General features: G+C 40.1%; 22 protein-coding genes. 7 read left to right on the top strand and 15 right to left on the bottom strand.

What is annotated here, in order from left to right:
- Positions 1 to 31 precede the first annotated feature (31 nt).
- Both K7X70_RS08960 and K7X70_RS08965 read right to left on the bottom strand, forming a co-directional pair.
- The gene (locus K7X70_RS08960; protein WP_222536731.1) at positions 32 to 1,804 is read right to left on the bottom strand and encodes an SGNH/GDSL hydrolase family protein; all 1,773 of its coding nucleotides are present in this window, start codon (positions 1,802 to 1,804) and stop codon (positions 32 to 34) included.
- Positions 1,805 to 1,830: 26 nt separating this feature from the next.
- Positions 1,831 to 3,381, bottom strand: a complete 1,551-nt coding sequence (locus tag K7X70_RS08965) for a sulfatase (protein ID WP_222536732.1) — start codon at positions 3,379 to 3,381, stop codon at positions 1,831 to 1,833.
- Between the two features lie 141 nt (positions 3,382 to 3,522).
- On the opposite strand from K7X70_RS08965, the gene K7X70_RS08970 reads away from it, so the two are divergent.
- Entirely contained in the window at positions 3,523 to 5,796 is a 2,274-nt protein-coding gene (locus K7X70_RS08970) for a family 20 glycosylhydrolase (protein ID WP_222536733.1), read from the top strand.
- 88 nt (positions 5,797 to 5,884) lie between these two features.
- Here K7X70_RS08970 and K7X70_RS08975 read toward each other — a convergent pair whose 3' ends face one another.
- Genes K7X70_RS08975 through K7X70_RS08985 form a run of 3 tightly spaced genes read right to left on the bottom strand, consistent with a single transcriptional unit; the run spans position 5,885 to position 9,487 of the window.
- Positions 5,885 to 8,041, bottom strand: coding sequence for a peptidase domain-containing ABC transporter (locus K7X70_RS08975; protein ID WP_222536734.1), 2,157 nt, complete (start codon positions 8,039 to 8,041; stop codon positions 5,885 to 5,887).
- 3 nt (positions 8,042 to 8,044) lie between these two features.
- The gene (locus tag K7X70_RS08980) at positions 8,045 to 9,220 is read right to left on the bottom strand and encodes an HlyD family secretion protein (protein WP_222536735.1); all 1,176 of its coding nucleotides are present in this window, start codon (positions 9,218 to 9,220) and stop codon (positions 8,045 to 8,047) included.
- 60 nt (positions 9,221 to 9,280) lie between these two features.
- Positions 9,281 to 9,487, bottom strand: coding sequence for a hypothetical protein (locus K7X70_RS08985; RefSeq protein WP_222536736.1), 207 nt, complete (start codon positions 9,485 to 9,487; stop codon positions 9,281 to 9,283).
- Between the two features lie 515 nt (positions 9,488 to 10,002).
- On the opposite strand from K7X70_RS08985, the gene K7X70_RS08990 reads away from it, so the two are divergent.
- Positions 10,003 to 11,346 carry an amidohydrolase gene (locus K7X70_RS08990; protein WP_255607025.1) on the top strand — a complete coding sequence of 448 codons (1,344 nt, stop codon included), beginning with the start codon at positions 10,003 to 10,005 and terminating at the stop codon, positions 11,344 to 11,346.
- 109 nt (positions 11,347 to 11,455) lie between these two features.
- Here K7X70_RS08990 and K7X70_RS08995 read toward each other — a convergent pair whose 3' ends face one another.
- From K7X70_RS08995 to K7X70_RS09010, 4 genes are all read right to left on the bottom strand, one after another.
- On the bottom strand, positions 11,456 to 11,848 hold the full coding sequence (locus K7X70_RS08995) for an acyl-CoA thioesterase (RefSeq protein ID WP_222536737.1): 393 nt from the start codon (positions 11,846 to 11,848) through the stop codon (positions 11,456 to 11,458).
- 83 nt (positions 11,849 to 11,931) lie between these two features.
- Positions 11,932 to 12,132: a helix-turn-helix transcriptional regulator gene (locus K7X70_RS09000; RefSeq protein ID WP_222536738.1), complete on the bottom strand. Its 201-nt coding sequence runs from the start codon at positions 12,130 to 12,132 to the stop codon at positions 11,932 to 11,934.
- Complete coding sequence (locus tag K7X70_RS09005; protein ID WP_222536739.1) at positions 12,122 to 12,592, bottom strand: hypothetical protein; 471 nt, start codon at positions 12,590 to 12,592, stop codon at positions 12,122 to 12,124. The genes K7X70_RS09000 and K7X70_RS09005 overlap by 11 nt, the downstream gene beginning before the upstream one ends.
- Positions 12,593 to 12,761: 169 nt before the next feature.
- Positions 12,762 to 13,781 carry an NADP-dependent oxidoreductase gene (locus tag K7X70_RS09010; RefSeq protein WP_222536740.1) on the bottom strand — a complete coding sequence of 340 codons (1,020 nt, stop codon included), beginning with the start codon at positions 13,779 to 13,781 and terminating at the stop codon, positions 12,762 to 12,764.
- Positions 13,782 to 13,859: 78 nt separating this feature from the next.
- Here K7X70_RS09010 and K7X70_RS09015 point away from each other — a divergent pair, with 78 nt between their 5' ends.
- Positions 13,860 to 14,240, top strand: a complete 381-nt coding sequence (locus K7X70_RS09015) for a winged helix-turn-helix transcriptional regulator (RefSeq protein ID WP_222536741.1) — start codon at positions 13,860 to 13,862, stop codon at positions 14,238 to 14,240.
- Positions 14,237 to 14,485 carry a hypothetical protein gene (locus tag K7X70_RS09020; protein ID WP_222536742.1) on the top strand — a complete coding sequence of 83 codons (249 nt, stop codon included), beginning with the start codon at positions 14,237 to 14,239 and terminating at the stop codon, positions 14,483 to 14,485. Before K7X70_RS09015 ends, K7X70_RS09020 begins: the two co-directional genes overlap by 4 nt.
- A 37-nt stretch (positions 14,486 to 14,522) precedes the next feature.
- Here the strand turns inward: K7X70_RS09020 and K7X70_RS09025 are convergent, their stop codons facing one another.
- The 3 genes from K7X70_RS09025 to K7X70_RS09035 form a co-directional block, all read right to left on the bottom strand.
- A complete protein-coding gene (locus tag K7X70_RS09025; RefSeq protein ID WP_222536743.1) occupies positions 14,523 to 15,203 on the bottom strand; it encodes a polysaccharide lyase family 7 protein in 681 nt (226 codons plus the stop codon).
- Positions 15,204 to 15,416: 213 nt separating this feature from the next.
- Positions 15,417 to 16,175 (bottom strand): LytR/AlgR family response regulator transcription factor, encoded by a 759-nt coding sequence (locus K7X70_RS09030; protein WP_222536744.1) that lies wholly within the window; start codon positions 16,173 to 16,175, stop codon positions 15,417 to 15,419.
- Entirely contained in the window at positions 16,175 to 17,932 is a 1,758-nt protein-coding gene (locus K7X70_RS09035) for a sensor histidine kinase (RefSeq protein WP_222536745.1), read from the bottom strand. The genes K7X70_RS09030 and K7X70_RS09035 overlap by 1 nt, the downstream gene beginning before the upstream one ends.
- Before the next feature lie 385 nt (positions 17,933 to 18,317).
- On the opposite strand from K7X70_RS09035, the gene K7X70_RS09040 reads away from it, so the two are divergent.
- Positions 18,318 to 18,638, top strand: a complete 321-nt coding sequence (locus K7X70_RS09040) for a hypothetical protein (RefSeq protein WP_222536746.1) — start codon at positions 18,318 to 18,320, stop codon at positions 18,636 to 18,638.
- 127 nt (positions 18,639 to 18,765) lie between these two features.
- Here the strand turns inward: K7X70_RS09040 and K7X70_RS09045 are convergent, their stop codons facing one another.
- From K7X70_RS09045 to K7X70_RS09055, 3 genes are all read right to left on the bottom strand, one after another.
- On the bottom strand, positions 18,766 to 19,671 hold the full coding sequence (locus tag K7X70_RS09045) for an SMP-30/gluconolactonase/LRE family protein (protein ID WP_222536747.1): 906 nt from the start codon (positions 19,669 to 19,671) through the stop codon (positions 18,766 to 18,768).
- A 141-nt stretch (positions 19,672 to 19,812) separates the two neighbouring features.
- Entirely contained in the window at positions 19,813 to 20,043 is a 231-nt protein-coding gene (locus K7X70_RS09050) for a hypothetical protein (protein ID WP_222536748.1), read from the bottom strand.
- A gap of 220 nt (positions 20,044 to 20,263) precedes the next feature.
- Positions 20,264 to 20,560 carry a helix-turn-helix domain-containing protein gene (locus K7X70_RS09055; RefSeq protein WP_222536749.1) on the bottom strand — a complete coding sequence of 99 codons (297 nt, stop codon included), beginning with the start codon at positions 20,558 to 20,560 and terminating at the stop codon, positions 20,264 to 20,266.
- Positions 20,561 to 20,888: 328 nt separating this feature from the next.
- Between K7X70_RS09055 and K7X70_RS24405 the strand changes: the two genes are divergently transcribed.
- Positions 20,889 to 21,023, top strand: coding sequence for a hypothetical protein (locus K7X70_RS24405; RefSeq protein ID WP_255607026.1), 135 nt, complete (start codon positions 20,889 to 20,891; stop codon positions 21,021 to 21,023).
- Positions 21,024 to 21,103: 80 nt separating this feature from the next.
- Positions 21,104 to 24,295, top strand: coding sequence for a SusC/RagA family TonB-linked outer membrane protein (locus K7X70_RS09060; protein ID WP_222536750.1), 3,192 nt, complete (start codon positions 21,104 to 21,106; stop codon positions 24,293 to 24,295).
- The last annotated feature ends 23 nt before the right edge of the window (positions 24,296 to 24,318 follow it).

Below are 24,318 nucleotides of genomic sequence, written 5' to 3' on the forward strand. Positions count from 1 at the left end.
AAATTTAAGCCGCCTTTTTTTATGTACAAAATCACCGGGTTGATGGCTCTATCTCCAGCGCCAGGATCTTCCCTAATCGCTCATATCCTCTTTCATTTGGGTGTAAGCCATCAGAAAATAAGGATTCATCAATCCGTTTTTGGGGATTCAGGAAAACAGCTGAGGCATTTATAAATTTAAGATCTTTGCCCGCAGCAATTTTGGCGATTAGTAGATTCAGCTTTCCAATCCTCATCTCCATGCCTTTTCTTGGCAGAATACCAACCACTAATATTTTTGCATCTGGCTGCTTATCCCTCATGGTTTTCAATAGCATTTTAAGCCCTTGTATAATCTCTTCATCTGTGTTGAATTCCAGGTTATTGGTACCGATCATCAGCACAATTTGTTGAGCAGAAAAACCATCCAATTCTCCGTGATTGACGCGCCAAATTACATTCTCAATCCGGTCCCATCCAAAGCCCATATTCACTGCATTTTTATTTCCAAAGTATTTGGCCCAGGAGTCTTTTCCATTCACATGCGGTGCAGCGGGCTGCCCTCCCCAGTAGTGGGTGATGGAGTTTCCGATAAAAACCAGTTTCGGCTGATGTGCTGCTGTATATGCTAAAACCTGGTTGTGCCTGGTCTCCCAGTCGTAAGTGTTGGCATCTCTTCTTTGAGTAACCGGAATAGTGGTAGAAACATTACCTTCCGCCTCTTTAAAAATGCTTTTGATCTTCTTTTCATATGCGCTTGCATAGTTCATCATGCCGATATCATTGGGATGTACCCCATCCACCATACTTTCAATGTCTTGCCCAATCGCTGTTTTGGAAAGCAAGTATAGGTTTTTAACCCCTATATTGGTTAGGGAATCTAGGGTGTTTCTAAGGATTCCATTGATCGTTTCTATTTCCCTTTTTCTGATCGGCTGCATTTCAGCTTCTGCAAAACCATCATGTTCTGTAAGTAAGATAGGAACTCCAGGCCTTTTCTGCTGTATTTGTCTGATGGCATTTACGATCTTCTTACTCAGTGTGGTATTCATGTCTTTGCTGATCAGGTTAGGCAGGCAGTCCAGCACATATAGACTGGCATCTATTTGCGTGAGGTAATCCAGGAGTTCGGGCTCCAGCTTCCCGTTTCCTGAGAAACCCAGGTTTACCATTGGCCGGTCCAATTTTCTTCCGGTGATGGAGGTCCAGGCCAAACCTGGTCTTGTGGCACAGGCACCCTGAGCGATAGAAGTGCCATATACTACAATTGGTTTTTCCTGCTGTACAGGAATTTTTGTTAAACTGGCTTCTTTTGGAAGCCCAATTTCCATCCATTTTACACTATTGTACAGGGGCAGGTATAATCTGTACTCCCGATCTTTCACCTGACCTTCTTTTCCCAAAATATTCGAGAAGCGGTATTGAATGGTATCTCCAAAGGCGAATTTACCGGCACACCAGAGCCATTTCCCATTGATGTCCTTGACGTATAAGTCTACACCGCTCACACCAGTAGCCGGCATGTGTGGCATCTGAAGTGCCCCTTTTACTGTAAATTTAACGACGATCTCTTCTGCATCAGTTTTGAACCTCAGGTTTAGTCCAGCGCTATTTTCGGCCAGGTTCCAAACTGCAGTCCGAACCTTTTGCTCTGCAGCTGCAGGGAGGCGGTCGTAACTGTTTTTATAGCCATTTGACCAGCCTCTGCCATGAATGACCTGGAGACTATCTGCTGCTGGATTCCAGGTTTTCTTTTCTTGTGCTGATGCGGGCTTAAAATTAGTTAAAGCCATGATCATGACCATGGATATCAGGTATCTTTTCATTTGTTTGTTTAGGTTTTTTTCAGGTATTATTTGTCGGTCTGATCTGGCATTGCTACTGGTTTTCCGGTGCTTTTAACAATGGGCATAGGTGCTTCCCATTTCCTCAATTGCCCAGCTAGTAAGGCAGACAATTCTTTTACTTTTCCTGGGTTTTCCAGCGCCAGATCTTTTAGTTCTCCAATATCCGTTTTCAGGTCATAAAGTTCTTTGCTGCCGTCCCGCATGTTATAAATCAACTTCCAGTTTCCTTTTCTGATGGCAGATTTATAATTGATTCCTGGCCCATCTTTAGAGATCCATTTATTCGGGCTATGCCAAAAGAGCGCACGTTCGTTATCGGTATAATTTACATTCTTTAAGATCGGTACGATACTTTTTCCATCTACCTCCTGAATGGTTTTATATGATTTTACCCCTGCCATTTCCAGTATGGTTGGAAAGAAATCTTCGATGATGACGTACTGGTTTGCAGTTGCAGCAGGTTTTACCACACCAGGCCATTTCACGATCATTGGCTCGCGGATACCTCCTTCATTTACAGAGCCTTTACCAGCCTTCAAAGGTAAGTTTTGTGTATGTGGTAGACCCCCTCTCGGTGGTGTCAGACTGAGTCCGCCATTGTCGCTCATAAAGATAATAATGGTATTTTGAGCCACATCTTTTACTTTTAAATAGTCCATAATATCACCCAGGCTTTTATCCATTCCTTCTATTAAAGAAGCGTATTTGGCTTCCTGCGGATCTAAACCTTTAGCTACATATTTCTGATAGAAACGAGGATCAGCTTGTAGAGGATCATGAACGGCATAATGCGCCATATTCAAATAAAAAGGCTGCTTATTCTTTATCGGGCCATCCAATACTTTCATCGCTTCCAGCGTTAGTGCTTCCGTCAGGAAAGTATCTGAGCCATAATATTCTTCTAAATCCGGTACCGACTGCATGGTATTTTTACCCGGTTTATTGCCATAATAATCCTGTGCGAAATAGCTTTGGGGATGACCAGCGGCATGACCAGCCACGTTTACGATAAAGCCAAGGTTGTAAGGACTCGCCCCTGGCGTACCTACTGAAGCCCAATGGGCCTTACCTACATGGACCGTGAAATACCCGGCATCTTTTAGCAATTGCGGATATGGAGTGGCATAGATCGTATTTGAAATGCCTGCTTTAGGACTTAGACCAGTATAATTCCAGGTGGCAGGTGCAAACTGCTCATCTGTGTTATCGGAAGAAACATTGAGCTGAGGAGAAGTCCAGTTTGTTACTTTATGGTGTGCCGCGTTCATTCCTGTGATCATGCTCACCCTGCTTGGCGTACATACTGGGGTAGCATAGGCATTCGTGAATTTCACACCATCTTTCGCCAGTCTTTCCATATTTGGCGTATGGTAACGTTCGTTTAAAGGTGTTTTTTGTGTCCAGAAAGGCAAAGAAGTATCTTGCCAACCCATATCGTCGACAAGAAACACAATGATATTTGGTTTTTTCTGGGCATAAATACTGCCGGCAGTACTGATAAAAACAAGGGAAAAGCTAAGGAGAAAACGCTGGAGCTTCGGACGATACAATTTCATATTCTAAAAATAGTGTGTTCTTTTAATAAAAAAAGCTTTTAGAGGAATTAATTAGGAAAGTATTCCCCTCAAACTATCCTGTTTTATAGCTATTGTTCGGATATTTTTTAGTTAATTTGAAACACACACAACACGATTTAAATGAACCTAAAACGATTTTTACTAGTTTCTTTCCTAGCTGTCAGCACCAGTTTTACGGTGTTGTCACAGGAAGCGAGTTACCCGATTATTCCTAAGCCTGCGCAGCTGGAAAAGATGCCAGGCCAATTCAACTGGTACAAGAACACGGTGATCCGCAATGGCGGAGGAGCTGGTTTTGCCGATGCGGCCAAAGAACTTCAGCAAATTACTGCTGGTTTAAGGAGCAGCACCAAACGTCCTAACTTTATCCTGATCAAGAAAGATCCGGGAATTACCGCTGCAGAAGGCTATAAACTGCTGGTAGAACCTACTCAGATCACCATTTTGACTGCAAACCCGGAAGGTGCTTTTTGGGCCATCTCGACTTTAAAACAATTAATTGGTGCCCCTGCCTTAAAACCTGGTGCGGCATCTTTTGTGGTTCCAGCGCTGAAGGTTGCTGATGCACCAAAATTTGCCTGGCGCGGCATCCACCTGGATGTATCCAGACATTTCTTCGATATGGCTTATTTAAAGACCTTTATCGACCGCATGGTCTTGTATAAATTTAACAAATTCCACATCCACCTGACCGATGATCAAGGCTGGCGTATAGAGATTAAGAAATATCCGGAGCTGACTTCAAAAGGTGCATGGAGGAAATTAAATGGCCAGGACTCTGTTTGTTTGAAGCTGGCGAAAGACAATCCAGACTATGCCCTGCCGGAAAAACATTTCAAAACTATTGATGGCGAACGAATGTACGGTGGTTTTTATACCCAGGATGAAATGCGCGACCTGATTCGCTATGCGAGCTCCCGTGGCGTAGAGATGATCCCTGAAATAGATATGCCGGGCCACATGATGGCGGCTACGAAACTCATGCCATGGCTAACGGCTTCTGGAATCAGTCAGCAAGGAAAAACCTTCTCCGAGCCTTTATGCCCTTGTAAAGAGACGACATACGAGTTTGCTGAAAATGTATTTTCGGAGATTTTCGCACTGTTCCCAAGCAAATATGTGCATTTAGGGGCTGATGAGGTAGAAAAAGACAGCTGGGCTAAATCTGAGGAATGCAAGGAAATGATGAAACGCGAAAACTTAAAAAGCGTGGAAGAGTTACAAAGCCATTTCGTGCACCGTATGGAGCGCTTTTTCAATAGCAAAGGTAAAAAGATGATCGGCTGGGATGAGATTCTGGAGGGTGGCGTATCTCCTACTGCAACCATGATGTACTGGAGAGCATGGGTACCTAAAGCACCAAAACATGCGGCAGAAAAGGGCTTAAATATGATCATGATGCCTGGTGAGTACTGTTATTTTGATGCTCAGCAGGATGCAGGATCATTAAAAAAGGTTTATGGATTTAATCCCTACAATTACGGCTTTACCAAAGCAGAAGAGAAATTGGTATTGGGTGTTCAGGCAGGGATCTGGACAGAATACATTCCTTCGGAAGCACGTTTGGAATACATGGTTTTTCCTAGAATGCAGGCACTTGCTGAAGTGGCCTGGAGCACCGGAGAAAAAGATTGGGCTTCTTTTGAGCAGAGAATGAATGCACAGTATCCTTTATTGGATGCCATGAACATCAATTACCGTCAGCCGGACCTGACTGGCTTTTCTCCGAAAAGTGTTTTTGTAGATCAGACGACTTTGAAAATCATCAACCCATTAGCTGGTTCTATCCTGCATTACACGACAGATGGCAGCAATCCGACGGTTAATTCTACGGTATATAATGGGCAGCTGCTGATCAATAAACCTGTTCAGGTTAAAATTGCGGCCTTCCGTCCAAATGGAAAAATGGGTGAAGTTTATACCATTGATTACGACCAGCAAGCCTATTCAAAAGCGGTATCCTTAGGTAAAGCGGAAAAAGGTTTGAAATTCTCTTATTATCCTAAGTCTTATAAATCAGTGGTTGAGATTAAGGAATCGGATAAAAAATCTGATGCCATTACTGCTGCAATTGAGATTCCGGTGAAAGAACAGGCGCCGACTTTTGGAACACAGCATGAAGGTTATTTTTATGCAGCTGAGGATGGTGTATACACGTTTTATCTTCGTGCGGACGATGGGAGTAATTTGTATTTGAACAACAAGTTACTGGTTGACAATGATGGTTTACACAGCGCAATTGAAAAGTCGGCACAAGTGGCTTTAGGTAAAGGCTACCACCCTTTCAAATTGCTGTTTATTGAAGGTGGCGGTGGTTATACGCTTGCTTTGGACTATGTTGGCCCGGATGGTCAGCGTAAAACGGTAAGCGCAGCTGATTTTGCACATGAATAAGTAATGAAGTAATCCATTTCCACAAAAAGGCAGTATCATTTTCATCAATGGTACTGCCTTTTGTATTTCAATATCTTCTGGATAGGAATTACACCTCTTCCGGCACCTGCAGTTTCCATAGGTTCGCATAAGCAGAATTTGGATTGTGCCTTAATTCCTGATGGCTCCCCTCTTCTACTACTAATCCTTTATCGAGCACAATGATTTTATCCGCATTGCTGAGTGTGCTTAAGCGGTGGGCAATCACGATTACTGTTTTATCTTTTCCTTTCAGTATATCGATCATTTTCTGTACATACTTTTCAGCAGCAGAATCGAGCGAAGAAGTGGCTTCATCCAGGATCAGAATTTCCGGCTCTCGATACAGCGCTCTTGCGATGGCAATCCGCTGTCTTTGTCCGCCGGAAAGACTGGCTCCATTCTCTCCCAGGTAAGTCTGAAAACCTTTAGGCAAAGATTCTATAAAACCAATCAGACCTAATTGCGTACAAATGTCGATGATCTTTTGCAGGTCAGGTTCATAATCGCCTATGGCAATGTTTTCAATTACATTTCCTGCAAATAAATCTATTTGCTGCGGTACCACAGCTACCAATCTGCGCAGAGAGGAATTGCTGATGTATTTCAGGTCGTATTGACCAATACTGACATTGCCACTTTGAATGGGATAAATGTTTTGCAGGATCGACATTAGCGTTGATTTTCCAGAGCCGCTTTCCCCTACGATTGCGGTAAATTTACCAGATGGGATGGTTAAATTTAAATGCTCGAAAACAGCGATCCTAGTGCCATAACGGAAGGAAACATCTTCGAAATGGATGTCTCCTATTTTATCTGGACTTAGTTCAATCTGACTTTCCTCACTTTCACGTTCCAGGTCCATGATTTCGAACAGCCTATCTGCTGCAATCACGGCATCCTGCACCGTTTTATTCATCCCGATCAGGGAGGAAACCGGGCCGGTAAAATATCCGATCAAGGTATAAAAGGACAAGAGTTCTCCGGGTGTAATCTTGCTGTCGATTACATAACCCGCACCTACCCATAATAAGATAATGGTGAGTAAACGGGAGGTCAGTTCAGAAGAAGTACCCGAAAACACGGAGTTCATGTTCGACTTAAAACTATCTTTAAGCAGTTTTACAAAGCGGATTTCTGTTTTTTCATTAGCGAAGGATTCCAGTCCGAATCTTTTAATCGTTCCAACTGCGTTCAAACTTTCTACCAATTGAGATTCCAGTTCTGCAGCGTCTTCCATCAAAGTTCTTTGCGCTTTCTTATTCAGTTTATCGGTTATCAAATAGATGAGCAGGTACAGTGGAATTACCGCCAGCATCAGCAATGCGAGTTTCCAGTAGTAGGTAAACATCATGATAAATGAAAACACGACAATGAAAATATTGACTAGGAAATTGATGCTGACATCGTTCAGAAAGGTCCTTATTTTTACGGCGTCATTGATCCTGGAAACAATTTCTCCGACACGCATGGTATCGAAAAACTGCTGTGGCAATCGCAGTAAATGCTTGTAATACCCCAAAATCAGCTGCGCATCAATCATCTGCCCGGTCTTGAGCGTAAAAATTGTTTTGGCTGTGCCGATAAAGAGCTGGATGGCAAGGATAATCACCATACCTATACTCATCAGGTTGAGCAGGTTCCGGTTACCATCTACCAATACAAAATCCACCAGTTTCTGTACAAAAACAGAAGTAGAAAGGCCTAGGATGGTATAGACTATTGCACCAAATAAGGCTTGTAATAAAATTCCTTTATGTGGCTTAATCAGGCTCCAGAAGCGACCAGCGATGGATCCTTTCTCATTTCCTGTTTGAAAATCCTCTGATGGCAGCAGCAGTACCAGGGCACCAGTCCACTCCTTTTTAAATTCTTCATGGCTGCGGCGGTGCATTTGTCCGTCGATAGGATCCATGACTTCTACATATTTACTGGTCACTTTATAGATGACCACATAATGCTGCAGCACTTCCTTGACAATCAAGTGTGCTACTGCCGGTTTTGGGATTTTGAACAGGCTATCAAAGGGGCCTTTTACGCCTTTAGCCTCAAAGCCTAGTTTTTGGGCGGCTTCTACCATTCCCAGCACATTGGTTCCTTTTTTATCTGTACCAGCAAATTGCCTGATTCTGGCCACTGGCAGATCTAACTTATAATGTGATGCAATTGAAGCTAAACAAGCTGCCCCGCAATCGGTGATGTCCCGTTGTTTTACTTTGATACTCATTGCTTAAATTGTCTTTCCGCTTACATTAGGATTCACCCAGTCGTCCACTTTATCGTAAAGTAACTGATATAGACTGCGACTGGTGACTGTAAAACGGGCGGTAAAATTCATCCCTTTTTTTAAATAACCTTTATAACCGTTCTTCAATTTGAGGTGGTCCTGATCAAGGCCGCATTTCACTTTAAATACGGGTTGATTTCCGTTTATGATGACGATATCGTCAGAAATATCGATGACTTTTCCCGATGCTGATCCCCATTGGTTATAATTATAGGCATCGATCTGAAACCGGACTTCCTGGCCTTTTTTAATCAGCCCGATATCTGCTGGTTTAATGTAGCAAAAGGCGGTTAGGCTTGCATCTGGGGAAATTTCTCCGATCTTTTGGTTGGCAAAAACATAAGCGCCATTCTGCATGCCGACGAGGTTTTGTACCGATCCGCCTATTGGTGCTCTTAAAGTGTATTGTTTTTTCTGCTCGGCAAGTTCTGCCTGCTGCCCGGAAAGCTGCCGCAGTTCATTTCGGTATTCATTGGCTTCTGTTTGCCACTGCGTTTTATATTTTGTCCGAACCATTTCATACATGGATTCGGCTTGCTCATATTCATATTTATATTTATCATGTTCGGCGTCGGTGATCGACTTCGTCTGATATAATTTATGGTAGCGGGAAAAAGTATTTGCCGCTTGTCGCTTTGCAATACCGGCATTATCCAGTTCTTGCACGAACTGCTGCCAGGAAGCATTATACTGCCCTGTGTGCAGGTTTGGTGAATTAGATCTTTCCAGGCTATTGAATGCCAGTAAACTGGATATGTCTGTCAGAAATTGACGCAGCTGTCCTTCCCGCGTATTCACTAATGCGCTCTGCTGACTTGGTAGTCCTGCGTCGATGACTAGAAGGACATCGCCCTGCTCCACTTTTTTATTGTCGGAAAGACGGTATTTAACCAGGCGCCCGTTAATTGGGATAGCCAGTTCTGTTTTTTCAAGAGCGGATTGCAGCATCCCATTTCCTTGCACACTGATTGGGGTTTTAATAAATGGTAATGCGGCAAAAGTGAGGAGGATAACCAGGACGGTTACCTGATAAATGATTTGGGAAGACTTATTAATTTGTGAACGGTAGACAATTGAAGTCTCAGATATAGTTTCGGTAGAATAGGTAGAAATAGCCATGCTTGATTTGTATTAGCAATCGGCATTCTGCAAGCAGAATACCGATTGTAATTCAATTTTTTATAGGCTCCAAACGAATTTCATCACATTATTCAATGTTTTGGTAAGGAATGCCGAAGTATCAGCACCTAAAGTGTTTAAAGTACCTGATACAGATGTCAAAAGGCTGTCTAAGATACCACCGATGATACCACCACCTTCAACTTTTGTCATTTCAACTGTGTTCATTTCTTGAACACCTAGGTTTTTCAATTCTAAATTTTTCATAATAGGGATTAATGATTTAAATTCCTTACTCTTTTAAGGCTTTTCAGGACGCGCCTCAGTAGTTTTGGCCAAACACTGGCCGAATATAATCATAGAATCAATAAAGAAATTACAGGGAAGTATTGAAGAACACTTCTGTTCAGCGAAGTTTAACCACAAAAACACGCGCATTTTATCAATGAAATGGGATTTTATGAGAAAAAAGAGTGATTATTCAGAGAATCATTCAATCTATTCATTTCATTCAGAATAATGAACCAATAAATTTAAACAAAATACGATTAAAAACATCAAAAAACTAATTAATAGTCGATTTTTCTCTAAAATAAGAAAGAAATACTTCTATTTAGATCAAAATTCTGTTTCAATTGAAAAATAAATACAATTTTTAATCAGAATACCTATAAAAAAATCATTAATACCTTTTATTTCTTCAGGGTCTTTCCAATCAAATTTTTACCTGCAAATTCAGGATGGACCCTTTACCTTTGTCCTTATCATTTTTATCAATACACATGATTCATCAAGAGCTGACACGTAAAAAATTCATACAACAAACAATGGGCGCAATTGGATATGGCATCGCCGCCAGCGCTATTCCTAATTCAACTTATGCTATGGAAACACCAGACCGCTTACCTTCTTCAAAGCCATTAATTTTTAAAAATGTATTGCTGGAAACTGGGTTTGAGCGCGACGATTTCGAAATCACCGGCACCAAAACTGCTTTATTCTCTATGGTGGTTGAAGATGGAAAAATCAAGTCTATCGGACCAAATAGCCATATAAAGGGAGCAATAGATGCGAAAGGATACCTCTTGTTACCTGCCATGAAAGATATGCACATTCATTTGGACAAGACCTATTATGGGGGAAAATGGAAGGCAACTTCCAAACGTCAGCGATCTGTGCAGGACATGATTTCATTAGAGGAGAAGATTCTGCCGGAAATGCTAAAGACTTCCACAGCCCGCGCTGAAAGTCTCATTGAATTACTGCAATCCAAGGGAACTGATTTTGCCAGAAGTCATGTGAATATTGAACCAACTTCTCAATTGAATTCTTTAAAGCATCTTTATAAAGCTATTGAGAACAAGAAGGGAAGCTTTGGAGTGGAAATTGTTGCTTTTCCTCAGCATGGACTTTTCAAATCAAAATCCGAAGGCTTAATGCGGGAAGCTGCTCAGATGGACATTGATTTTATCGGTGGATTAGACCCGCAAAACATTGATGGTAATATCGAGAAATCCATAGATTTTACGGTACAGCTGGCGCTGGATTACAAACGCGGGATTGACATCCATTTACATGAGTCTGGAGAAAGTGGTTTTAAGACTGTTCAATATCTGATTAAAAAGGTAAATGAAAGTCCGGAACTTAAAGGAAAAACATTCCTTAGTCATTGCTTTGCATTGGGGAAAATCCAGGGTAAAGTGCTGGAAGAGACTTGCGAACAATTGGCGGCTGCCAGCATTGGGATCATTTCCACTATTCCTTTTGGCGGCTTGATCATGCCAATTCCTACTTTATACAAACATGGTGTGTCTGTCATGACTGGTACGGATAGCGTAGTAGACCATTGGAGTCCATTTGGGACTGGCAGTATGCTACAAAAAGCGAATTTGATGGCACAGCTTTATGGTTATTCCACAGAGCTGGAACTTTCCAGATGTCTGAAAATTGCGACGAATAATGTGCTGCCTTTAGATGAACAGGGCAACCAGCAATGGCCAAAACCAGGTGATCAGGCAAATTTCAACTTAGTAGAGGCTAGCTGCTCTGCAGAAGCAGTAGCGCGACAATCGACGATTAAAGCATTGTATCACAAAGGAAATTGTGCTTATCAAAATCTGGTGTAAAAGATCATCAAAAATGTACGGTCAGCGCTTTAGTCATTTCCGGAGCTGACAGTAAGGGCGCCTTTGCAGGCGGCCTTACTGAATATTTATGGCAGTTTCTACATCAGTTTTAGATATCCAAGGCATCAAAGACCTCTCCCCGGCTCAGTTTATCACCTACTTTTGCGATCACATCGACCTTCGCTTTCAGACATAATGCCTGATCAGAGATTCGGATGATTTCCTGGAAAAACACCAATTTTACGCCTTGACGTTCCGTTCTAAGCTGAACTGCAAACACATCGGTACTGCTGAGTGGTCTTTTAAAATCCATCTCAATACGGGCTACCATTAACAGAATTCCTTGCGCGGTGAGTTCTTTAAAGCACTGCGATTTAGAAAGCAGATATTCATGTCGGGCGTGCTCTAAATAAGATTGGTACACGGCATTGTTCACCACACCCTGGATATCACATTCGTAATCTCTCACTTTTAACTGAATTTCAAAAACAGAATCCTTCATAGCGGCTAAAGATCGTGATCTTATCGGTGATTCAAATGGCTTTTTAAAAAAGAAACACGATTATAATTCCGGAATTAATATATCTAATCTTCTGGCTCCAATTCAAAAATCTCCTCAACAGTAACATTGAATACTTTGGCCATTTTTAACGCGAGTACTGTGGAAGGCACGTATTTACCGGATTCGATGGTGTTGATGGTTTGTCTGGAAACCTGTATCAATTCACTAAGTTCTGCCTGGGTGATGTTCTTTATCGCTCTCAGGACCCGCATATTATTTTTCATCGACCAACCTTTCTCTACTTAACTTAAATAAACTGTAATAAAATTTAACAATGAATACAATAAATATGGTGAGCACATTATACAATGCAAAAATTGAAAACTCCATTCCATAAACCAATAAATTCACGAAAAATAAAATACCAAAATAAACTAGCACTGCCCATTGCCAGGACCGTAATCTAATTAAGGAAATATATTCGTCTTCATTTTTTTCCTTAGAGAAACAGATCATCAATAAGCCCATCAATACACCACTGGAAAATATTGCCGTCGTCAGTTCATTATCTCCAAAAGTAAACAGACTTGGATAACTCCAGGTAAAGCCAGGGATACCTAAATTTTTACCATCATGCATACTAGGATAAATAGAACAGCAATAAATGTATAATACTGCGGATACTAAAAAAAGAATCCAGCCAAATACCTTGTACTTACTGGGTAACAAAAGATGATTTTTCATATAGCGTTTTTTTAATAAACATAAAACATTCACATCAAACAAACAAGACATAAAGTAAAATAAACTTTACTTTATGTCTTGTTTGTTTGTCTCAAAAAGATGTATTGTCCTAAAAAAGCCTATGCAGTATCAAAAATCTAGTTTTCATGGCCAATTGTCATCTATTTTTTCAGCAGATATTCATCACTATTTTTTTTCCATTCGTATTATTTTCTTCCAGAATGCGATGGGCATCTGCAACAGACTGGGTACTAAATGATTCAAAAAGCAAAATTGGAGGCGCGGTAATAATTCTTTTTTCGATCATTTCTGCGATTCGACCTAATTGAGCTCCATACCATTTGAAATTACCAGAAAGGGAGTACGCATAGTTTGAGATATGGTATACTGTCGCTCCTTTATCAAAGAAATCAGACCGGGCTTTTGCAGTTTCGAAGGCCGTTACATCTGCGTAGCTGCCATTTACTCGGATCACCTGAGCACATAATTCCGACATTTCCAGGCCTACCAGATCAATGCAAACGTCAAAAAGTTTTCCTTGATTTTTTGTCAGGATCAGCTGTGCCAAATCTTCACTATGGTAATCGACAATTTGCGATGCTGATGCTCCGTTAGCAATAAGGACATCCTGACTTTTAGAATTTCCAACAGTAAGTACCAGATTGATATGTCCGCCAGCAATCAACAATTTCATCAGGGATAGCCCAACCCCACCGGCGGCTCCTGTCAGCAGAATACTGGTTGTTGGATCAAGCGGCAAACGGTCTAGGATCTGAAGCGCTGTTAAATAAACTACGGGAACAGCGGCGGCTTCCTGAAAACTAATGTTCCTGGGTTTTAGGGCCAGGATGCTTTCTGGAACTACAATATAGGCTGCGTAGGTGCCATTAGAACCCATACTGCCAGATCCAGCAAATACCGCTTGTCCCGGACTAAATCGAGTAACCGCAGCGCCAGCACTGATTACAATGCCTGAAAACTCCCTGCCTAAAACAGGAGAATGTATCCGATTGCTTTCCGGCATCCCTTTTCTCATTTGATAATCTATTGGATTGAATGCCGTGGCTTCAATCTTCACTAAAACGTCTTCCGGGCCAACTTTTGGAATGGTTATATCCTCGGTAAATTCAAAATTCTCGGCACCACCGAATCCTTTTAAGACAATTGCTTTCATTTTATCCTGTTTCATAAGTACAAAATTATTCCTGAAAAGCTTATTTTTGCTATGGGTTAACCCGAGGTAACTCATCGCTTAGTTAAAACCATTATGGCAACCGTTAAGGAAAAAGGCATCACAACAGAGGCGACCTGTGCACAGGAAAGGCTTGCTATAAACGATACATTCGATGTTTTAGGCGGCAAATGGCGGCTCAGGATCCTACGGTATTTAAATGGCAGACTGGATGAAAACAATACTTTCAAAAAGATCGAGCGCGAGATTGAAAACATTTCTGCTAAGATGCTGACTAAAGAGCTGCACGCACTGGAACTCAATGGCCTGGTGAGTAGAAGCCCTCAGGACACTCGCCCTATCACCGTGAGTTATGCCATTACTGAATATGGTAAAACTGTAGTTCCCCTAACAGAACATATTGCGCAATGGGGATTAGACCACAGAATGAAAATAAAAGAGGAATCACAATCATGAGCAAGTACCAACAAGAATGGAAAAAAATGCTCCAAACAGAAGAAGCATTTAAGGATTGGAAAATCAGGTCAAGTGGTGGCGATTTATTGATTCGTGTACCTGAAGACACAGATATGGACGTTTTAAAAATGCAGTTTTCGGACCTCATTGGACCATATGCCCCATTATTAAAAAGCCCAAAGACGACGCTTAAGTTCTATGTGGGCAATAGCGCTGCTTCAGATTTTATTTTTACTTTAAATTGAGCAGCCCTGTAAAGGGCTGCATCCATTTTGAAGCGATTTAATCGGGCGCTGTACCGTTCTTATAAAATTTCACATCTCTCCATTGTACCACAGCTTTACCAGTTTTCATGGTACCATAACATCCGTATTTCATATAATTAGTCGCACTTTCGCCATCAAGCTTTTCAAACTTCTTTTCGCCATCTATATAAACGATCATCTTGCTTCCAGTGTCTTCCTGCAAGTGAATCACGTTGACATGAACCTCTTTATTGTATACGCCTGTGGCTAAAACTGAGCTATTGGAAATTTTCAGTGTTCCCCCATTCTCGGCAAAACCACGAATCATCAGCTGTGTGGCGTTTGCTGAAGTACTGCCAAAAATCTGCATCAGACTTTCATCATTCAGCGGCGCATCAAATTTAAGATAGCCCGAAAACTGCCTGCTTCCTGTGCTGTAATTATCCTCTATCCGGATTTCTGAGCGATTCGACTTTGTTGTTAAAATCTGAAATGTTTCTGTGAACGTGCTGCTATCATAACTGTAATCAGAACAGATCACGGGCGAGCAGGCAGATTTGTAGGTTGTCCAGGCATAAGTTTTCAGTCCGACATCATCATCCAGATGGATCTTCTTCACTGGCGTATACAGTGCCCAGTCGCTACCCAAAAAATCAGTAGTTTCGTTTACATCGACAATGGTATCGATCACATTTTTCTTTCTACAGGAAGTATTCAAAAAAAGTGATAAAAGGAGCAGATAAATTAAATAATTTGGCTTCATCATTTTATAAAATGTATAATTAATTATTTGTTAGTTCTCTAATTAATCATAAAGTTATAGTTGCTGATGAATAAAAATATCTGTGCGATTAGCCATTTGTTGAACCAGATTGGCAAGGGATCTGATGTATTTCTAAGAAAAATTGATCGAGTAAAGGGTAAATAAAGATTAAATAGTGAGCGCCGAGTTCAGTGCATTCTTAGTCAATTCTCTATTTTGTCTGGAAATCGGTACTTTTTGTAAATCGTTTAGCAATAAGGTTCCTCCATCTTCTTTGAGGTAGCTTTTCACAAATTGAATATTTACCAGATGTGATTGATGGGTTCTAACAAATTGGTGAGGTCGTAATAGTTCGGCAAAGTCTTTTAATGTTTTGCAAACGAGTACCTGCTCTCCATTTTGCAGGAAGAAGTTTGTGTAATTGTTGGTCGCCTCACAGCGAATGATATCGGCAATGCGCACATACATAATTTCTTTTAAGGTGGGCAGGGCAATCTTAGGACTCTCTTTATTTCCGGCTTTCAGGTATTCCAGCAGGTTTTCAATATTATGGTTCTGCTTTTTTGTGTTTATCTTTTGCTTTGCTTTATCAATTGCCTCATTAAATTCCTTGATGTTAATCGGCTTTAACAGATAATCTAACGCGGAAAACTTGATGGCCTGAATCCCATATTTATCGTGAGCAGTAATAAAGATCACCTCAAAATTCAATCCTGGCAAACTGCTCAAAACCTCAAAGCCAGATTTACCAGGCATTTGTATGTCCAGAAAAACCAGATCCGGAGTACAGGCTTTAATTGCAGAAATCCCTTCATCGGCATCCTCCGCCACAGCAACAATTTGAATATCAGATCTGTACTTATCAATGATGTTTTTTATATTTTCAATATTATGCTGTTCGTCGTCAATTATAATTGCGTTAATCATTAGGGATTCCAGTTTGATAATTGAATGCGAATAGTTGTCCCTTTTTCATTTGAATCTATGTGTAATGTTGTAGGTTGTTCTTTATAAATCTGACAAAGTAAAGCTACATACTCTTCCGTTAATTTTAATCCGTAACCGGATGCTTTTTTTTGAAAATCGAAGCCCTTACCATTGTCTGTTATCGTAAATACGAGATCATTTTCTTTTAAACTGACGGTCATTAAAATCCTTCCTTCTCCTTTTAAGCCAGCTATTCCGTGTTTTACGGCATTCTCTATAAATGGCTGCAATAACATCGCGGGGATCTCCACATTGGCTTGATTGATTCTTTCATCCACTTGAATTTCATATTGAAAGTTAAAACGAAGCTGTTCCATTTGCAGGTAATCAGACATTAATTGCAATTCATCTTCCAGACTGATTAATTCTTCTTTGTCGCTATCTAACACCTGTCTGGTTAAACCGGCAAATTTCGACAGGTAATAGTTTGCCTCGGGGATGTTGTTCTTATTGATCAGATTTTGAATGGAAGAAAGCGCATTGAACATGAAATGGGGATTCAACTGTGCACGTATGGACCTCAGTTTTAGCCCCATCACCTGCTGATCTCTTGCTGCGCGCGCCAACCTATTCTTGTGACGTCTGTAATAAAGCAGAAAAAGCAAAGCAACACCCGAGAGTGCTGCTAAGAAATAAGGTAAAATCTGTTTAATGGAAACCTTGCTGTCAATTAATGGGGCTGGTTTCACTTCAAATGGAATCCGAAGAATCTGACTTTCCGGCCACCAACCAATGTCTCCTGCCCTTTGGATTAGAATTTCATATTTCCCTGGGTTCTGATAATACTTACTATCCAGTTCAAAGACATCGTCCCTAAAAACTTCCCTAAGCCTGGTGGTATCTGGTCTTCCTTTTACTTTACAAATCAAAAAGATGGAGTACATCACCGTTTCATGATTTTTAAAGTACAAAGTCATGTTACTAATGCGATCCACAGGGAAGGCAAAGTTTAAAGGAATATTTGTTATAGGATCGTATTTACTTGCAAGACCAGCATTTGGTACTCTTGCCAGGAGATTATAATATGCGGTTGGCGTATTTTTACTTTCTGACTGCAGCACGCCCATTTGAAGAAGAACTGGTTTAAAACTTTTGCGCCAATCAAAAATCACCCCATCCCTAATTCCATAATTATGGATGTTGACCACCTCTACGAACACCTGTTTTCCTGGTGATTGAAATTTACCAATAAATCCATAAGGCTGTTTCGCGCCATAATTTTGCGCTAATGCAGGAATTTTAGACCAGGGTACTAATTCGACACTGTCATTTTCCACCACCCGGTAACGATAATCACCTACATTTTCTTTGTTGATCCCCACCGCAATTAATATGGCCTCTGAACCGTCTGAGATTAAATAACTGGAATAAGATTTCGATATCGACTTCACATCCACTGGAAAAAAATTAGTTAAACTGGGGCTCAATTTTACACCCAACATAATCGGGCTTTTTGGGACTCTATTTTCACTAGGAGAAAGAGGATCGGGCGAAAGCATGGTGAAGGCCTGATAAACAGCCGTATCAGCCGCACTAATCGTACTGGGGGTTCGCATTTTTGAATTTACATCCGTGGCATAATTGTTAAAGTAGATTTGATTCCCGAAGGCTGGATTTCCTTTTTGTGCAAATGCGGAGGGTCTGCACATGAAGCCTATGATCAGACAGATTAATGACAATAAAAAGTTTTTCTTCATGGTGTTTAATTTTAGGGGTTAATCATTTACACCACAAAAATGTATTTTAACGCAATCGGCAGCAACCTACAATGAGCAGTTGGCTTTCCTCAGCTAGAATTGGGTTACTTACTGGGGGATAAAAGCTACTGATTCCCCAAATCGCAAAGATTATCAATAATAAACAAAAGCCTTAAAATTTCAGAAAAATAAATGATTTCATCAGTCTGAAGCCCCCTTTCTTTAAAAATGAAGTTCCGCAATTCAGCTGGGCGCGTGTGAGCAAGGCTTTGAAATTAATTAGGTAAAATAAAACAAACTCAGTATATTGTATTGTAATTCCTCAGCAAAACACTGCAACAAATCAGCAAGTTAGGGGATTACCGGAAATTTAAACTAACCAAATATGAACCAGACTGATTTTGACTTTTCGCATAAATATGATCAATTCATTGCAGAATTGAATGCGGCTATGAACTATAGGGATTCCAGAGGTTACCTCACTTTAAAATCCGACAATAGATTAGAAGACACTTTTACTGACTTATTTACTAAGTATTGTGATCAGCCACTTCCTCCTACTCATCGTGGAGCATTGGATGATGCTACAATTGCTTATTACTATTTCTGCTCGGCGACAGGGCGCCATGGGAGCTTAAAATTGATTGTTCAGAAACTTGGTAATAAGTTCATCAAGGATTGTGAGAAACGCCTGAACATGAATTAATCACTTTACACTGCCTCAATAATACATGATATACGAAAAACCCGGTCGGCTGTTTAAGCTACCGGGTTTATTATTTTACCGTTAATGTCTTCCGATCATTTTAATCGATCCTTCACCTCTGAAGGAATTATTCTATTCCTTTTACATTCATTGGCAAGCTATAGATTGCCTGACGTGCGGTAATGAACAGCATGTTCTTCTCTTTTCCGTAAAAACATAGGTTACTAGGTTGATGAGGAAGTTTAATCTTGGCTATCCGAAGGCCCTTAGCATTAAAAATTAACACCCCTTCTGAGGTTGTCAGATAAATATTGCCTTTTTCATCTAATGTCATTCCGTCTGAGCCATATTCCATCAATAACCGTTTGTCAGCCAAATCGCCATTTTGTTTAATCGAATATTGATACGTTTTATTTGCCCCGATATCGGCGATGTATAAATATTTTCCATCCGGAGTTCCTACAATACCATTTGGTCTGACCATCCCATCAGCCACACGTCTCGCCTGTTTTGCTCCTTTGGGAAGATAATAAACGTCGTTACTGCTTAAATCAGTCCCCGTTCTGGTCCAATAGTCGCGCTTGTAATGAGGATCCGTAAAATAGATTCCTCCTTTAGCATTGATCCAAAGGTCATTTGGGCCATTAAACTGTTTACCTTCGAAATCTGCCAATAGCACCTTAATTTTTCCAGAGGGATGGATTGCCCAAAGTTCTCCTTTAGCATCAGCACAAACGACAAGGTTTCCTTTTGAATCAAAATAAGTCCCGTTAGCTCTACCAGATTGATCCAGAGATATCGATAAATTACCTTCCCTGCTGTACTTCCATATTTTATCATTTGGCTGATCTGTAAAGAAAACATCTCCATACTGGTTTGGAGAACAACCTTCTGTAAAACTAAAATCACTAGCTATTAATTTGAGTTGATCTTGTTTAAAAAGTCCTGCAGTAGCCGTATCCGGTTCTTGTGCAGATAAAGCAGCAGTACAAAAAAGCAAAAGAAGGACTAAATTGAGTTTAAGCAAATTCATATCAAATGGTTAAGGTTCAAATTTAGAAAAAGTATCAGCTTATGGATCAATAAATTTATATGGAGCATCTGCTGTTCCTAAATAACATCACAGATTAATTTAGTTTTCTCAGGGATAAAGCATTCAAGACAGTTTTACCTTTTACTGGGATAAAATTTGACTTTTACTGAATTGTTTATCCAAATCTGGTTTTAAGATGTCCTGAAAGCTGAGTGTTCCAGCAGTATCTTCCAGTAGCTCAATTTCTCCATAATTAAAGATATGATGAGGTACTTTATCATCCATCTTTACTGGGAGCTGAGCTTTAGTATTGATTTGTAAAAAAATCAGGAAAGCAAAGGTAGACAGGAAAATAAGGCGGTAAAATTTCATCGTTTGGCATTACAAGATGGAGAGATCAATTCATTGCCGAGGAGGCCAATTGATTCCTATTATATTTAGTTGCTGTAATTATAGATAAAATTCCTTTGGAATACAGAATGAATTTAAATCATTCCTGCCCTACCCAATGGGTTCTTTTATATTTGGGTAGGGATCAGTATACCATTTATCCAGACAACACCAGCTATTAAAATAACGAGATCGCTAATAATCAATTTAATAAAAGCATTTTAGGCCCTTCAATTGCAAGCATCGGCTCCTCTTCCACAATGGGCGGCTCCACCACTTTTTTCCCGATGACATCTATCAAATCGCATTTGAGTCCTTCACAAATTTCCAATAACGTAGAGAACATATAATCAGTTCTGGCATTTTCAATCTTACTAATTTTGGCGGAATTAACAGAACACCTCTGCGCTAATTCATCTTGAGTTAAGCCTAATGCCTTGCGGATGGCTCTTACATTCTCTCCAACTATCTCGTAATCATTTTTGAATAAATCTTTCATTCTTTAAATGTCGCACCTTTTTTAAAATTAATACCTGTTAATATAAACAAGAAGTAAAATAATATCGTTATATTCATCATAAGTTACTAATAAGACATCAAATAACACTACTATTAGTTGAATATTACACTAAAATAAACTTTACACCAATAAATTGTAAGATCAATTTTCAACCATTAAATGATTCTTTTAGATTTTCAACTTGAGCGTTCAGGAATTGTTAGTTTCTGTTTGGTCAGAAATCAACCCATTTCAACAGTACTCCTGATGGAATCGTTCAAAATTTATCAAAATACGTTTCAAATTATCCAATTAAAACCCTCAGGTCATGAATTTAAAATATTACCACAGCACTTTAAGCACTACCCATCCTTTTCTGGCAGCAATTACCGGTTTATACATTTTTAATCCCCTTTATTACTTAAAAAACAGGTTCAAGAATATCATCAAGGCCCCTGTGTAACCTTAGATCAAAAAAACAATGACTTAATTATATGTAAGTCGCAAGTTTCTATTTAATAATCCAGCACTTAAATCATTAATATGAAAAAAACGATACTATTAGTCGTAGTGGCCACGCTTTGCCTTTTTTTTAACGCAAAAACACAGAGCAGCAGTCAGTCTATCAAAGGCAAAATCCTTGACGAGAAAGGAATGCCAATTCCCGGCGCAACCATCAGGGTAAAAGCTGAAAATATCCATGTGTCAGCGGATCAGAACGGCCAGTTTACTTTAAATGCAGTTCCTGTCCCCTCTGTACTATTTATCAGCTGTATTGGTTACCTAACCCGGGAAATCACCTCCTTCAAAAATTCTGATTGGATTACGATCACACTACAATCAGATCCTAATCAACTGAAAGAAGTAGCAGTAGTCAGTACTGGTTTCCAGAACATTCCAAAGGAAAGAGCCACAGGATCCTTTACCCAAATAGACAATTCTTTACTCAGCAGGAGTCTGAGCACAGATATTCTGAGCAGGTTAAACGGGGTGACCAGTGGATTGATCTTCACCCCGCCGGGAAACAAGCAATTCCGACAGAGTAACATTGAAATCAGGGGAAGAGCAACCTTATTCTCCAATCCAGACCCTTTAATTATTGTCGACAATTTCCCTTATGACGGCGATTTAAACAACATCAATCCGAATGATGTGGAAAGCATCACTATATTAAAAGATGCAGCGGCAGCAGCTGCCTGGGGATCCCGCTCAGGAAATGGCGTCATTGTCATCACGACAAAAAAAGGCAGCTTAAACACCGCTCCAACTGTGAGCATCAATTCAAACGTTACTGTTGGGGAAAAACCAGACCTTTATGAATTGCCGCAACTGAGCTCATCCGAATATCTGGATATTGAGCAATTCCTATTTAGGAAAGGTGCTTATAATGCTAATATCAATAACGGATATGCCGCATTATCACCAGGAGTAGAGATTTTCCTTGCAGCAAGAAACAAAACCATTTCGAAAGCTGATTCCATTACACAGATTGAGGCGCTAAAAGGTTATGATGCCAGAAAGGATTTGCTAAAATACTATTATAGGCCAAGTGTAAATCAGCAGTACCAGGCGAGTATAAATGGTGGCAGCAGTAGTCAGAAGTACTTTGTTTCCGCAGGATATGACACAAATTTGGGTAACACCAAAAATAGCAGCTATAATCGGGTTACTTTGAATGCCAGTAATACCTATTACTTTTTAAAAAACAGGCTCGAATTATTTTCAAACATCATTTATACAGGTAGCCTCGGCAAATCCACTCCTGGGATCACTATGGCCTATCCTTATGATCGGCTAGCCGATTCAGATGGCAATCCTTTAACCGTAGCGAGAAATCTAAGTCGCACTTATGCCAGTAAAGCAGGGAACGGAAGGCTATTGAACTGGTTATACAAGCCGCTGGAAGAATTAAATAACAGCTACAGTACGACCAGTAACAACCTCAGTGATTACCGAATCAATTTATCCTTAAGTTATACCATCATAAAAGGGCTAAAAGTTGCTGCTTTATACGGTTATGAAAAAGGAATCAGCGAAACGAACACATTAAACGAAGTATCATCTTATTATGCCCGTGATCTCATCAATACCTACACGCAAATTGATCCGCTCAACCAGAACCTGATCTACCCTATTCCCTATGGAGGAATATTAAACACCAGTTTGAACCATATCAAGTCGCATAATGGACGCGTTCAGTTGAACTATGACAAGCAATGGAATCAACATCAAGTGAATACCATTGCAGGTGTAGAAATTAGAGATTTTAATAATTTCAATAGCCGGGGCACACTTTACGGCTATTATCCAGAAACAGCTAGTAATCAGAATGCTTCAGTAAACTTCAGAGATGAGAACCCGATCTTTTACAACCCTTCCAGCACTGGCAGAATTGCTCCAAATTCGGACCAAGTGGGTAACACAAACAGATTTTTCTCTTACTATATCAATGGGTCGTATACTTATGCCAATAAATACGTCGCCTCCATTTCCGCACGTAAAGACGAATCCAATTTATTTGGGGTAAGCAGTAATTTGAAAGGAGTTCCACTTTGGAGTGCTGGTTTGGCATGGATTATTAATAACGAATCATTTTATAACATCAGCTGGTTATCGCAATTAAAACTTAGGGCTACTTACGGTTATACTGGAAATGTGAACCAAGGTATTTCCGCCTATTTAACCGCCAGAGGTGGAGATCTCATCAACAGATATGGAGCATATTCTACTGAGATCATTAACCCACCAAATCCAGGGCTAAAATGGGAAAGGGTAAGAAACCTAAATCTGGGATTGGATTTTAGTACAAAGGCAGGAAGAATAAACGGAAGCATTGATTACTGGACAAAAAAAGGTCTGGAACTTATTGGCACTAGTCCTATTGCCCCCCAAACAGGAATCAGTTTATTCACAGGAAATTCAGCAAATACAATGACCAAAGGAATAGATATTCAGGTCAACTCCAGCAATCTTAACGGAAGTTTAAAATGGTATACTACATTACTTTACAATTATAGCCAAAGTAAGGTCACTGCATACAATGTAAATAATGGAAGTAACTCAGATGTGATTTCCACAGGTTACAATAACCCATTAATTGGCTATCCTTATTACTCTATTTTCAGTTACCGATATGCTGGTTTGGATACTAAAGGAAATCCAATAGGCTATTTAAATGGAGAAAGAAGCACAGATTATACGGCGATTAGAAACTCATTAAATAGGAATGATCTGAAATATAGTGGCTCTGCTATTCCAACGTCCTTTGGAAGTTTAAGGAATACCTTTACCTATAAAAATGTTGACCTGTCCTTTAACATTATTTACAAGTTTGGTTATTATTTCCGCAGGAGTTCTGTAGATAATAACATTTATACCATTAATGGAAATATATATAAGATGGCTGACTACCAAAGCAGGTGGCAAAATCCAGGTGATGAATTGAAAACTCAAGTTCCTGCTTTAGTTTATCCAAATATCCCTATCCGATATGCCATCTATACTTATTCAGAAGGGCTTATTGAAAAAGGAGATCATCTACGACTCCAGGACATTAGACTAGGTTACACGCTAAATAAAAGACCTGGTCTCGTATTCAACAACTTAAATCTTTTTGTGCTGGTCCATAACATTGGTCTTTTATGGAAAGCCAATAAACAAGGTCTTGATCCTGATTATCCTCACAGTATTTCTTCGGCAAGAACGATCTCAGTAGGACTGAAAGCAAATCTTTAATTCACAAAAAATCCAAACCTAAT

Origin of the sequence: Pedobacter polysacchareus, from assembly GCF_019802255.1 — a bacterium.
Classification (GTDB): Bacteria; Bacteroidota; Bacteroidia; order Sphingobacteriales; family Sphingobacteriaceae; genus Pedobacter; species Pedobacter polysacchareus.

Excerpts from the sequence above, each read along its gene's own strand:
- K7X70_RS08960 (WP_222536731.1), bottom strand. The coding sequence starts at position 1,804 with ATGAAAAGATACCTGATATCCATGGTCATGATCATGGCTTTAACTAAT.
- K7X70_RS08965 (WP_222536732.1), bottom strand. The coding sequence starts at position 3,381 with ATGAAATTGTATCGTCCGAAGCTCCAGCGTTTTCTCCTTAGCTTTTCC.
- K7X70_RS08970 (WP_222536733.1), top strand. The coding sequence starts at position 3,523 with ATGAACCTAAAACGATTTTTACTAGTTTCTTTCCTAGCTGTCAGCACC.
- K7X70_RS08975 (WP_222536734.1), bottom strand. The coding sequence starts at position 8,041 with ATGAGTATCAAAGTAAAACAACGGGACATCACCGATTGCGGGGCAGCT.
- K7X70_RS08980 (WP_222536735.1), bottom strand. The coding sequence starts at position 9,220 with ATGGCTATTTCTACCTATTCTACCGAAACTATATCTGAGACTTCAATT.
- K7X70_RS08985 (WP_222536736.1), bottom strand. The coding sequence starts at position 9,487 with ATGAAAAATTTAGAATTGAAAAACCTAGGTGTTCAAGAAATGAACACA.
- K7X70_RS08990 (WP_255607025.1), top strand. The coding sequence starts at position 10,003 with ATGATTCATCAAGAGCTGACACGTAAAAAATTCATACAACAAACAATG.
- K7X70_RS08995 (WP_222536737.1), bottom strand. The coding sequence starts at position 11,848 with ATGAAGGATTCTGTTTTTGAAATTCAGTTAAAAGTGAGAGATTACGAA.
- K7X70_RS09000 (WP_222536738.1), bottom strand. The coding sequence starts at position 12,132 with ATGAAAAATAATATGCGGGTCCTGAGAGCGATAAAGAACATCACCCAG.
- K7X70_RS09005 (WP_222536739.1), bottom strand. The coding sequence starts at position 12,592 with ATGAAAAATCATCTTTTGTTACCCAGTAAGTACAAGGTATTTGGCTGG.
- K7X70_RS09010 (WP_222536740.1), bottom strand. The coding sequence starts at position 13,781 with ATGAAACAGGATAAAATGAAAGCAATTGTCTTAAAAGGATTCGGTGGT.
- K7X70_RS09015 (WP_222536741.1), top strand. The coding sequence starts at position 13,860 with ATGGCAACCGTTAAGGAAAAAGGCATCACAACAGAGGCGACCTGTGCA.
- K7X70_RS09020 (WP_222536742.1), top strand. The coding sequence starts at position 14,237 with ATGAGCAAGTACCAACAAGAATGGAAAAAAATGCTCCAAACAGAAGAA.
- K7X70_RS09030 (WP_222536744.1), bottom strand. The coding sequence starts at position 16,175 with ATGATTAACGCAATTATAATTGACGACGAACAGCATAATATTGAAAAT.
- K7X70_RS09035 (WP_222536745.1), bottom strand. The coding sequence starts at position 17,932 with ATGAAGAAAAACTTTTTATTGTCATTAATCTGTCTGATCATAGGCTTC.
- K7X70_RS09040 (WP_222536746.1), top strand. The coding sequence starts at position 18,318 with ATGAACCAGACTGATTTTGACTTTTCGCATAAATATGATCAATTCATT.
- K7X70_RS09045 (WP_222536747.1), bottom strand. The coding sequence starts at position 19,671 with ATGAATTTGCTTAAACTCAATTTAGTCCTTCTTTTGCTTTTTTGTACT.
- K7X70_RS09050 (WP_222536748.1), bottom strand. The coding sequence starts at position 20,043 with ATGAAATTTTACCGCCTTATTTTCCTGTCTACCTTTGCTTTCCTGATT.
- K7X70_RS09055 (WP_222536749.1), bottom strand. The coding sequence starts at position 20,560 with ATGAAAGATTTATTCAAAAATGATTACGAGATAGTTGGAGAGAATGTA.
- K7X70_RS24405 (WP_255607026.1), top strand. The coding sequence starts at position 20,889 with ATGAATTTAAAATATTACCACAGCACTTTAAGCACTACCCATCCTTTT.
- K7X70_RS09060 (WP_222536750.1), top strand. The coding sequence starts at position 21,104 with ATGAAAAAAACGATACTATTAGTCGTAGTGGCCACGCTTTGCCTTTTT.